Here is an 11,458-nt window from a genome sequence, read left to right on the forward strand (position 1 = left end):
ACAGTTCAAAAGCAATGGCTTTTTGACCATCAAGAAGAGCCATACTGATAAGGTTATATTAACAAAACCACAACTTTTGAGTGTTGCGTTGCATATCTATAAATATAAGGACAATTCATATTGCAAGAGAGTCCTATTTGTAGGATGAACTTCATCTAAGTAAGCACAAAAATTACAGCACTAAACGGATATTCCCTGCATGAAATTTGAATCAGTAAGGTCTATTGCGCTAAGCCTGTTCAATAAGCACGCTTGGTTGGCAATCTCTTTTGCGAGCATACACCAACTCTCAATCGCAATCTCTGTATACGCATCCGTTCAAATCATCTACGAAGTCAACAATGTTGGCTTCGACAGTGTTGATTTCAAACTGTGGGCCATTGTTTACTTGACGTGTATGGTGCTGCCTTACTGTGTGTCATATTTCAGTGACATATCTCGGGAGGCGTGGTTGTGCTCTGTACTGAATGACTTTTGGTCTGCTGCCACAACGATCTACGGTTCGTGCACCAACAAAACCGACAACGATAACATCAAAGGTATTCTGGTCTCCCAAGGCAAAGAGACCATCATTAGCTTTATTGGTTATTCATTTCATTCTATCTCTGCACTACTAAACTTCAGCTTGAGCTTGTTAGTGATTAGTGTGGTTTTAGATTATCGGTTTGCTCTCTCAATCCTAGTCAGCGCACTCTTTATTGCTGCCTATAAGATGCACATATCCAAAAGAATGGAGTGGCTATCAGAGACCCGAAATACTCAAGGCTCAATCCTTACCAAGAAATTATCGGCCATCCATGAAAATTATCATCACGGCTCGTCTATTAATCGTGACAGTTTTCGAAGTGATACACGTCTGAGCACCGAGTCGTATCTTTCATCTCGAATGGAAGAGGCTCGCAGTAAATACGCAGCGATGCTGATCACTTCTTTATTCTCGCTCTTACCCACCACTTCTTTGGTCGTGTTTTTGCTGTTTTCACCTCAAATAGATGCAGCGATTAAACTAGGGATTGTGGTAAACCTGACTCGTATCTACCATCTGCTTGCTTCGGCAAACGAATTAGTATCGATAATTATCCTGCTACCTAATATAAAAGGACAGCTTAGGCTACTCACCAAATTTAATGACACTAAAGCACCATTTAAAATAGATACGCACACTATTGAACTCAAAGATAATCAAACCAATAAACCAGTGAGTGCAAATGAGCTTCAGAACTATCGTAAAGGTTATCTCTCTGTTATTGGTTCGAACGGTTCTGGAAAAACCACTTACCTTAAAGACTATCAACGAAGTTCCGGCGCTCTGTATTTCAAAACCTCGTACCGCGTATGTTGGCCTTGGGAGTCGGAGCTAAATCAAGAAGATATTTCCGACGGAGAGTACACCAAGAAATGCCTAGATTGGTTACTCAACCACACGCAAGAGACGCTATTACTTGATGAATGGGACGCCTTTTTGGATAAAAAGAATAAAGCTGAATTGGAAGAGAAGATTGAATCTGACTCAAAGACTCGTTTGATTCTCCAGGTTCGTCAATAAATTAAGCCTCGTAACGTACAACATTAAAGTAGAGCACCTCCAAAAACGGAATTTTAGCTTACCGGCTATAGGCTGATATCGCGTTGACGATGCCGTATGAGAAGCGCATGCTTTTATTTCGAGCAGAGTCGTTCTTGACCGTTTTCATAAGCAAACCGAAAGAGGATGTGCTCTGTGTTACGTGTCTAGTTGAGTGGCGAGTCAGATGAATAAAGTTGTTATGTTAGTAATGGGGATGCTTTTTACCAGTCGATTGTTCGCCAGTATCGCGCCCCATGTTAAGCAGTTAGAACATGACGCGCCTATTCTACTCCGCTCTGCGTTGATCGTTTTTGTAGCCGCTTATGTAATTTGGACCGGTGTTAAACATTTCAAAAAACGTAAAACCTCAGCGTTGGAATCAGAGCAGACGAACAGCTGATACCTTACGCTATGTATCGCTGTCTCGGTTAGTTGTCTGCAAAATACTCGACTAAGATTTTACGCCACTTGCGAGACTCTCGAATTTGCAACAGGGCGCGGTTAATCTCTTCCTCGTAAGGGTTGTTTTCTGTAATGATAAAACCGTAGTTTTGTTTCTCTAGCTGATACGGTAACACTTCTAAATCTTCAAATTGGCCACTCATTCGGCCATTACCAATCATGTATTTAAGCACTACATCGTCGGCTACAATGGCGTCGACTTCTCCTTCTTCTAAAGCAGCCAAAAGCCTAGGCATATCAACATAGTTCTCATGTCTGATACCAAAGCCAGTCAAAAGTAGAGAGGACGTAGTCGCGACCTTAGCACCTACTTTGACATTCGCTAGGTCATTAATACCTTTGATCTGAGAAGATCCTTGGCTAAGCGTAAGTTTACTCGCTAACACAGCAGTAATGCTGGCAATGAAGAGCATGCTGAATACGCCAATAAACACGGTAGCAATCCGCCCCGTTAGACTCTTAAATTCGAAGTAATTAAATGGGCCTCGAGTAATAAAAAGTAAGCCGAGAATAAAACTCTCTAACCAGCGTCCAGTTCGGCTTTTCATCGAATAGAGCTTCTGGTTTTCACCGTGTTCGAGCATATAGAAAAATGCACCAATGACAACTGCAATAAACACGACCACGCCAATGATTAACCACAAAACTGGATTGAAGAATATCGAGTGCAAGGTTTCAATATAGCCTCTCTTTTTTACTGCGATAGCAAGGTGAGTTTCGTAAAACGAATGAGAAAAATCAGCGAAAATCTCTCGCTCTGGAGTAATTGAAATACAAGACACCCCTATGTCTATTTGTTCTGATTCAATGGCGTTGAGCAGCTCGTCGAGTGGATGGTTTTCTATCGTAAACTCAACATCCATATCCCTGGCGATCTTTTCCCACAGTTCAATGCTGATCCCGTCCCACTCATTATCCATCGAGCCAATAACAAAAGGAGGACAAGGGTATACACCGACTTTAAGTGGAGCTGATGAAGTCATTGAGCTAAAAAGAGGGAGAAGTAAGAGAGAGAAAACGGCACAAAACCTAAGTGCCAATTTGAAGAAATTTTGCATCAGCAGCCCTCCAGAATGGGCAGCGATGAATTGAATCGAAGACGAAGGCTCATCAACTGAAAACGTACAGGTGAGATCAGAAGTGAAGATATTTTATGATGAGTTCAATGCTGCCCTAGCTTTAATAGTTATTACCTTAACTATAGAAAAGCTCCTTTTGATGTGCAAAAGAGTGGGCTAAAGTTCAAAATTTTAGGTGACGGTATCAAACGTCAATACAGCGCCACCTTGGTGCAAAGGCATCACAGTGTAAGAGTAAAGGTGCTCCCTACTCCCAGCTCAGATTCCACGGTCAAAGTGCCTTCAAGGTTATCAACCATTGCAAGCGCTAGAGATAACCCGAGACCATACCCTTCAACGTTACTTCGACTGCCGTCGACTCGGTAAAGCCGCTCAAAAACCAGATCCAGATATTTCTGCTCTATTCCTACACCTGTATCTCGAACGCTAATCTCTACCTTATCCAAAGCATTTTCCTCTATATGAACCGTTACTTTGCCCTCTGGTTCCGTGTACTTAATGGCATTGTCTACAAGGTTAACCAACACTTGAGTCAACTTGTCAGGGTCGGACTGAACAACAAGGTCACACTCTCCTTCAACCGCTAGCTCAATTTGTTTCTCTTTTGCCACATCTTCATACCAGCTAACAACATTACCAACCACATCCGATACCTGTGTCGACACCTTCTGTGGCGTACGCTTGCCAGTCAGTTCGTCGTTAAGCTTCATCAAAGCAGTAAGCATGTTACTAGCCTGCATCGCATGCTCAGAACAATCCGACAATGCATCTTTCATAGCCTGTTGATCGACGTTATTCAGCAATGCAGTTTGAGACGCCAAGGTAATACGTGACAAAGGGGTTCGAATATCATGGACAATCGCATCGACAGTGGTATTCAATGTTGTCGTCACATGCTGGAGCCTGGCAACAGCAGCGTGAACGCTAGAGCTGATGACGTTGAGACCTTGTTGTGTTTCAGATTCAGCTTCTTTCAGAGTTCTAGGGGTTGGAAGCTCTAACTGCCCCTTTTGAAGCTTATCGAGCAAGTCACCAAAGGTAATCAATGGCGACATCGCACTGTGAATAATTTTACGAGTAAACACCGCAGTAACCGCAACAAGTGTAATCAATGCGTACAAGGTCATCAGCCATTGATTGTAGGCGATATAATCTCTCGAGCGGTTATCCAAGACCAACCAGAAATCATATTGCTCTCCTTGAATAGATAAAGACATATAGGGATTAAAGATGAAGCTTTCTAACCACGAACGTTTTTCATCAATTTGGAAGTCAGAAAAAGGCTGTGCTGGAAATAGGTTTGGTGTTCCGGCGATGAACGTACTACCAGATAAAGCACCCTTTTCAACCTTATAAGCGGCGATATTGTTCTCAAGTAACCGATGGGGGTTAGCCGCTAAAACGTGAATCAAACGTTCGCTAGAATCGTAAGTCAGAATACGTTGATACTCCGTCGACATTGACGTAAGGATCTTCTTCTCGGTTTGGTAAAGATCGAAAAAGAAAATGGCCCCAACGATCATTTCCACCAGCAACAAGCAAAGTAGTAACGTAGACATAAAACGAAATAACAAATGCCTCTGCGTTTTCGCTAGCGCTTGCTCGATATTACGACTTGAGGACATAACCAACACCTCTAAGCGTATGAATCAATGGTTTGGAGAAGCCTTTATCCACTTTGCTTCGAAGGCGACACACCAGCACATCCACCACATTGGTTTGTGGATCAAATTGGTGCCCCCACACATGCTCAAGAATCGCGGTTTTCGACATCACTGATTCTGGATTTTCCAGTAGTAACTTCATCAACATAAACTCACGCTGGTTGATAGTGATCATCTGCTGATCTCTTTGTAGCGAGTGTTTAAGGAGATCTAAGCTAAGGGGACCATAATGCAGCTCTAAGGCTTGAGGTGACGGCTGCTTTCCCCTACGAACCAAAGTTTGGCAACTCGCAAGTAATTCAGGAAACGCAAAAGGTTTCACCAAGTAATCGTCCGCCCCCGACTGCAGTCCTTGCACACGCTCTTCTACCGAGTGTTTAGCACTTAATATGATGACGGGTGTCGAGTAGCCCTGCCCTCTTAGCTCAGCAAGCACTTCAAATCCATCTTTCTTTGGCAACATGATATCGAGGATGATCACGTCGTACTCTTCCGTAATAGCCTCATGCAACCCATCAATACCATCGATTGCGTGAGTCACCGTTATCCCTTCTTGCTGAAAACCATTCACTAAAAATCGTGCGATATGAATGTCATCTTCGATCAACAGTATTTTCATTAGCGTCCATTTATCTCCTCACTGTGCCTTAAATACACTTTATCAACATCCTGTCTCGAATATAACCAACATTGCAACTTTGTAATGTTCTAGAAAACCAGTGGTAATCCTGCGTTCGTTAGTATGAATCTGTTGATTAAGAGTGGCTTGTCAATATCAGACCAGCACTCATCGAAACCCTATATACGAAAAAGAATGTCTTAACGGAGTGAACATGAAAATGACAAAACTAACTGTACTTGCAGCAACTCTTGGTTTCCTTAGCCTTTCTCACAACGCGATGGCGGCAGAAACACAAACGGTCTCTTTCACACAGATCTCATCAGAAGCGGCATTCAAACTCGCTCATGAAGCGGTTAGCCAATGCGAGGCTGATGGTTACAAGATCTCTGCTACGGTCGTCGGTTTATCAGGGAATGTAATTGCACAACTTCGCTCAGATGGCGCAGGTATCCACACGCTTGATAGCTCCCGTAAGAAAGCTTTTACTGTCGCTAGCATGAAGCAGCCGTCAGGTAATCTAATGAAGCTAATTGCAGAGAAGCCAATCATGCAACCACTACAAAATATGGATGACAGCTTGCTGTTCTTAGCTGGCGGTGTTCCGGTACAACTGAACAATGCCATGATTGGTGCGATTGGTGTAGGCGGCGCTCCAGGTGGACATTTAGATGTCGCATGTGCTGAAAAAGCGATTAAGAAATTCTTCTAGAAACATACTGATTGCCCATATGAACAGTGCCCTATTATTTCGGGGCACCTTCAGACCGCTAAGATAGAAGAAACACTATCCTAGGGCACTTCAAAGCGTGCACTTACCGCTAGGTGGTCAGATAAATCCCACACACCCCACATATCATCATCAAAACTGCGTAACACTTCAATTTTGCTGGAACTCGTCACCACACTGCCATCATTTAAATACAACAAATAATCCAACCGTTCTTGGGCTGATTGATCACTATCGGATAAGTTTTGATTCACAAGAGGATCGTAACTGTAAGCTAATGAACCTTTTAAAGGCGGCTCTTGTAAATCCAACACTCTAAGCATTTGCGTGAAATCGAGTGGAAACTTATGCTTGGCGATATTGAAATCACCACCGAAGATAACAGGTTCGTCCTCTGGTAAATCTAACTGCTCCACAAAGGCTAATATTTCACCGACTCGCAGCATTCTTATATTCCGATGCTCGCGAGAATTCCAAGACCCTAGATGCAGGTTAAACAAATGATATGGGCGACTGTCTCTTATTATCTTGGTATAGAGCACACCTTTATCTGCCGCACTATCGGTTGCCCGACAGTAAATACCCCATTGTTGTGCCTGTTCAACAATGGGGTATTTACTGTAAGTAATAACACCGCCATCGTAGGTATTACTGACACCACCATCGAGTTTTAGCGAATACAAAATAGAGATCACTCAACACTGAGTAATTTGATGAGTTAGAGTATGAGGAGCTCATAAAATATGACCTAGACTTGCTATACATTGTTACAAGTGGATTGATGATTGACACAAATTTGATGTGAACAGCACCACCAATTGTTATAGTATAACATCAAGTCAATTAACTATTATGCCGCATGAAACAGCTATTTAATCTAACCAAGGTGCTCAGCTGCCTCTCTTCAAAATATCTGCATCGTTTCTCAACACGATCACGATCTGTTAAGCATTTACCGCTGTGGTTAGCAATACTGACTTTTGCTCCGAACCTACAAGCACATCCCCACTCTTGGGTCGAAATGAAAACTCACATTGAGGGCGAGAATGGCATGATTACCGGTCTCTCTATGGAGTGGTCTTTTGACGCCATGACCTCTATGTACATGCTGGATGGTGAAGACGTCTCTCCTGAGAAAGAACAAGAAACGTTCAAGAACCTTGCGGCTTCAGTGATTGAGAACATGATGTACGAGCACTACTTCACCTATTTCTACGATGGTGGAGAACCAATAAAATATCAGGTTGCTGAACATGCGAAGTTCAAGCGCGATAAAGCCAAAATGGTACTGACATTCGATCTGCCTCTTTCAGAACCTAAGCCTGTAACACGTGATTCGCTACGTATGCTGATTTTTGATCCGAGCTATTTTGTTGATATGTCTTGGATTTCTAATGATGACGTGACTCTATCTCCAGTGCTCGCAAGACAATGTAAGTTAGAAATTATCGAGCCGAATCCAACACCTGAGCAAATGAGTTATGCGATGTCGTTACCTGCCGATGCCGATCCAGACAACACATTAGGTCAACTGTTCACTCAGTCGGTCGAGCTTCATTGTGCCGCGGTTCCTGGTGCTTAACCAAGGCGGTTTACTTTTACGATTAGGCGTTTCGACAATTAAGCGTCTGTGCTCGTTCAGTCTCTCTAACCATCGAGAAAACGATTTTGATAAAGGTGCTTTTAATGCAGAAAAATCATATAGAAACAAAGTGCTACCTTATGGGCATTGTAGCCTTAGTACTTGTTCCAGTAGGTGCGTACCAGCTGTGGGTTATGTGGCCATCACTAGTCATATCCAGCATTCAATGGCAAAGAGAAGTTAATTCAGAGCTTGCTGACCTCCTCTACGAGGCAAAGTCTAACCCTTGGGGCGCGGGCAGTTACCTTATCGGGTTCAGTTTTATCTATGGCATGCTTCACTCACTTGGACCAGGACACGGCAAGGTCATCGTTTCGACCTACTTAGCTACTCACCCAACAAAAGCAAAAGCTAGCTTAGTTCTGACTATCGTCTCTGCTTTTTTACAAGCATTGGTCGCGATCTTACTAGTAAGCGTCTTGCTATGGGGCTTTAGCGCTTCTATGAGAATGGTGAACGACAAAGCAAACATGTTTGTTTCATTAAGTTTCGTGTTAGTCGCGGCAGTTGGTGCATTGATCTGCTGGAAAGCACTAAGAAACATCTACCGTTCAATCCGCAAACCAAAATTGAAAGTAAAAGCCATCACTACGCTTGTGACAGATACAAGCTCACCGATGAGCACTCATTCACCAATGGCACTTCGTTCGCCTCTTTCGGTTAATGCTCCAATGTTGGGTTCAGCGAGTGTATTACAACCGACGACACAGCCTAATGTGAACCACACTCATGCAGAGCATTCCCATTCGGATTGTGGATGCGGCCATCAGCATGTTGCCGATGCGGACGCAATAAACAAGGCTTCAACATTTCGCGAATATGCAGGAATCATCGTTACGATTGGCGTAAGACCATGTACAGGTGCGATTATGGTTCTGCTTTTCGCAAACATGGTTGGCTTATATTGGATGGGTGTTGTCAGTGCCTTTGCGATGGCGATAGGTACCGCATTCACAACCTCAACGATTGCCATAATGACACTAACGGGTAAGAACTTGGTAAAACGCTATTTGGAAGCAGGTAACAAGAAAAACAGTGCGTCACTCAAAGCCGCAGGTCACTATTTACAACTGTTTGGTGGTGTCTTACTTATCTTAATTGGCTTATTGCTAATGAATGGTCAAGACAGCGGTATGTCGCCAGTGTTTACTATGTAGCTATAGTTTCGCTCTAACACTGCTTTGTTGCGTCGTTCGATGAAACTAAATCAGGTAGCCTTATACCTGAAACTCAGTGTTTTGTTTAATAATCGCTCAATCTCGGGCTGTTTGATTTTCTGTCCGAATTAAGCAACAAAGCCTCGAATCAATAGTGACGAGATCGTAGAGTTTTACATCGACCCAATTTTAAAGACGGTTGAACAAAGAACGAATAATGGTTTTATCTCTCCAGCGGGGTTCGCTTCTATAAGCCACTAAAGTTGAATGAACTCCTCCACTAGTTATTGGGAGCCCTTCTCTAAAACCTATCTCACACAATGCCTGCTCCCCCAGCAGGCATTTTTGTACTAATGAAAACTAACGGGCGCATGGCGATTCAGGAGCTTAGGAGCAAAGAGTGACCAAATAACATAGCTGAACCAATTTGTAGAAAATGGTAAGCTAATTAGTATCTTGTATGATTGGGGATTTAGACCCATAAAGCGGTATACGCTCTGGCTGAGCCATAAAAAATGACCACCTAAGATAAAAGCCCTGCTTGATTATATCACTCAAGAATTGAAATAACCGGACGCCAATAATGAATACCATTTACCAAATCAGTGATTGCCACCTCTCTGATGAATCCAGCTATGAGAACCTACGTCGAGCGCTTGAATACGTCAGTAACGATCAAGAATGCGAAGCTATTTTCCTAACAGGTGACATTTGCTGTAACCCCCAACCCGGTGACTATGTTCACTTAGAAACGTTCGTTCGAAACCTTACCGACAAATCTATTTATGCGATTGCAGGCAACCATGATGACTCTCGCTTAATGTGTACAGAACTTAAAGGTTCGACGATCTGCGTGACCGATAGAGCCATCGTTTGTGGGCGTGAATTTCTATTTCTCGATTCGAGTTTCAAACCCAAAGACAGCGTTCACCCACTCGGTTCAGGACGGCTCGATCATCGAGGGCTAGCCCAATTGAAAAAACAGCTGAGGAAAGCCAGTAACCCTGTTGTTGTTGTTCACCACCCTATCATTCCTGTCGGTGCCGATTGGATGCAAGCAATCCGTCTTGAAAACGATTTTCACGTGATGAGTGTGCTTCTGAAATACGGAGTACGAGAAGTCATTTGTGGTCACGGTCATGATCAAATAACAACGACACAACACGGCATGAACCAGTATATGGCACCTTCTACAGCTTATGGGTTCGACCACTCGATTGAGAAGTACAATCGCAGTGATAAGATTGGATTAAGCAAGATCTGCGTATCACAACACTCATTTGATTATCTAGCTATCTACCTTTGAATATATGTATTTTAACTTACGCGCTACAACTAACGGGTAAGCCATTCATCTAACACGGAGATGAATTGGGGGTTTATAAGATAACCACTAGAAGCGTGCGGGTTACTTTGCCCGTCACACACATTGAGATTGTAAATTGGATAAATGTCTTTCATTCCACCAGCAATCAAACCCAGTTTGAGCATCTCTTGAAAGTCATTTTTGATTTTGCTGTCATGAGAGATAAAGTCATCTTCAGCCGACAAGTTCACCCACCTATGAATATTCAAAGGGTACTTTTTCATGCCCTCTAACCTACTCCCTTTCAAGCGCTCTTTTACACTCTCGTCGCCTAATGGTGAACCTAACGTAACCAGAAGATCGATCTTCTTTTTAGCGCCGTAAGCATTTCGGTACTCACTGTAATGAGAAAGTTTCCATAACACGTCATAGCTGATCATTGTGCCAAGACTATGTGCTACGATCATCACCTCATCTTGGTTATCTAGCGCTTCTCTCAGCTCCGCCATTAATCGATATCTTACATCGCTGCCAAAGTAAGAGTCTTCATACCAATAATGAGTCATGTCGGGAGCAACTAATGCTATAAGTGGCTCTACCACTTTCAAACGACTAAGCACAGAAGAAAAAGTATCTGCAAGCGCCTCTTGCAGAAACCCTGCCTTGGAAACTTGAACATACGTTTTCTTATTAAACTGATGGGACTTGTAACCTTTAAGGTCAGTCAAAGCTTGTTGTCGATAGAGCGGGTCTTCAGCAGACTTGTTCAATAAAGCGTTCGATAAGTCGCCAAAATACACGAAGCGCTTCTCGATATTCTGGAAAACTTGGAGTGAATCAGAACCGTTACAGTCACGCTGTAACCCATGTTCTATGGCATCGTACCAGAGTGATTGAAGAGATTCCCTATCAGGCTTTTGCCCCCGGCCGTGGATGAATATTATTTTCTTAGCCATACCTTAAAAACCATGTTTTTTTAACATTAATCATCGGGCGGTTATTTTCCTGAAAATTAACGTGGATAGAACTGATTAATTTTACTTCCCTTGCTTTATGCGGCCTACATAACCGAAATGCCCCCGAGCTAAACATCAACTTGTGAGTGTTTCCGCGTAAATGACCCACATATCAGGTGCAAGAATCACATGGGGTAATACTGTTAGATATGGTTTAACTAGTGCCCTTTCAAACCAGCCCCCTTTATTCTGACACACTGAAATAGGCTCTAAGAC

At 43.0% G+C, this 11,458-nt stretch carries 10 protein-coding genes; 5 read left to right on the forward strand and 5 right to left on the reverse strand.

All coding sequences use genetic code 11. The features are described 5' to 3' along the window. Positions 1-199: 199 nt before the first annotated feature. Positions 200-1,546, forward strand: coding sequence for a hypothetical protein (locus ACTRWI_RS20780; protein WP_499133642.1), 1,347 nt, complete (start codon positions 200-202; stop codon positions 1,544-1,546). A 449-nt stretch (positions 1,547-1,995) separates the two neighbouring features. Here the strand turns inward: ACTRWI_RS20780 and ACTRWI_RS20785 are convergent, their stop codons facing one another. From ACTRWI_RS20785 to ACTRWI_RS20795, 3 genes are all read right to left on the reverse strand, one after another. Beyond that, the gene (locus ACTRWI_RS20785; protein ID WP_499133643.1) at positions 1,996-3,012 is read right to left on the reverse strand and encodes a transporter substrate-binding domain-containing protein; all 1,017 of its coding nucleotides are present in this window, start codon (positions 3,010-3,012) and stop codon (positions 1,996-1,998) included. Between the two features lie 317 nt (positions 3,013-3,329). Then, on the reverse strand, positions 3,330-4,733 hold the full coding sequence (locus ACTRWI_RS20790) for a sensor histidine kinase (protein WP_499133644.1): 1,404 nt from the start codon (positions 4,731-4,733) through the stop codon (positions 3,330-3,332). Continuing rightward, complete coding sequence (locus ACTRWI_RS20795) at positions 4,717-5,391, reverse strand: response regulator (protein WP_499133645.1); 675 nt, start codon at positions 5,389-5,391, stop codon at positions 4,717-4,719. Before ACTRWI_RS20795 ends, ACTRWI_RS20790 begins: the two co-directional genes overlap by 17 nt. 214 nt (positions 5,392-5,605) lie before the next feature. On the opposite strand from ACTRWI_RS20795, the gene ACTRWI_RS20800 reads away from it, so the two are divergent. After that, entirely contained in the window at positions 5,606-6,103 is a 498-nt protein-coding gene (locus tag ACTRWI_RS20800) for a GlcG/HbpS family heme-binding protein (RefSeq protein ID WP_499133646.1), read from the forward strand. An 80-nt stretch (positions 6,104-6,183) separates the two neighbouring features. Here the strand turns inward: ACTRWI_RS20800 and ACTRWI_RS20805 are convergent, their stop codons facing one another. After that, on the reverse strand, positions 6,184-6,804 hold the full coding sequence (locus ACTRWI_RS20805; RefSeq protein WP_499133647.1) for a sphingomyelin phosphodiesterase: 621 nt from the start codon (positions 6,802-6,804) through the stop codon (positions 6,184-6,186). 176 nt (positions 6,805-6,980) lie between these two features. Here ACTRWI_RS20805 and ACTRWI_RS20810 point away from each other — a divergent pair, with 176 nt between their 5' ends. From ACTRWI_RS20810 to ACTRWI_RS20820, 3 genes are all read left to right on the forward strand, one after another. Next, positions 6,981-7,703 carry a DUF1007 family protein gene (locus ACTRWI_RS20810; protein ID WP_499133648.1) on the forward strand — a complete coding sequence of 241 codons (723 nt, stop codon included), beginning with the start codon at positions 6,981-6,983 and terminating at the stop codon, positions 7,701-7,703. Between the two features lie 104 nt (positions 7,704-7,807). Continuing rightward, complete coding sequence (locus ACTRWI_RS20815; RefSeq protein WP_499133649.1) at positions 7,808-8,920, forward strand: nickel/cobalt transporter; 1,113 nt, start codon at positions 7,808-7,810, stop codon at positions 8,918-8,920. A gap of 583 nt (positions 8,921-9,503) precedes the next feature. Continuing rightward, positions 9,504-10,226: a metallophosphoesterase family protein gene (locus tag ACTRWI_RS20820; RefSeq protein ID WP_499133650.1), complete on the forward strand. Its 723-nt coding sequence runs from the start codon at positions 9,504-9,506 to the stop codon at positions 10,224-10,226. A gap of 29 nt (positions 10,227-10,255) precedes the next feature. Here the strand turns inward: ACTRWI_RS20820 and ACTRWI_RS20825 are convergent, their stop codons facing one another. Beyond that, positions 10,256-11,182 (reverse strand): hypothetical protein, encoded by a 927-nt coding sequence (locus ACTRWI_RS20825; protein WP_499133651.1) that lies wholly within the window; start codon positions 11,180-11,182, stop codon positions 10,256-10,258. Positions 11,183-11,458: the final 276 nt, after the last annotated feature.

The organism is Pseudoalteromonas sp. G5_S1_14_S5 (genome assembly GCF_054968605.1).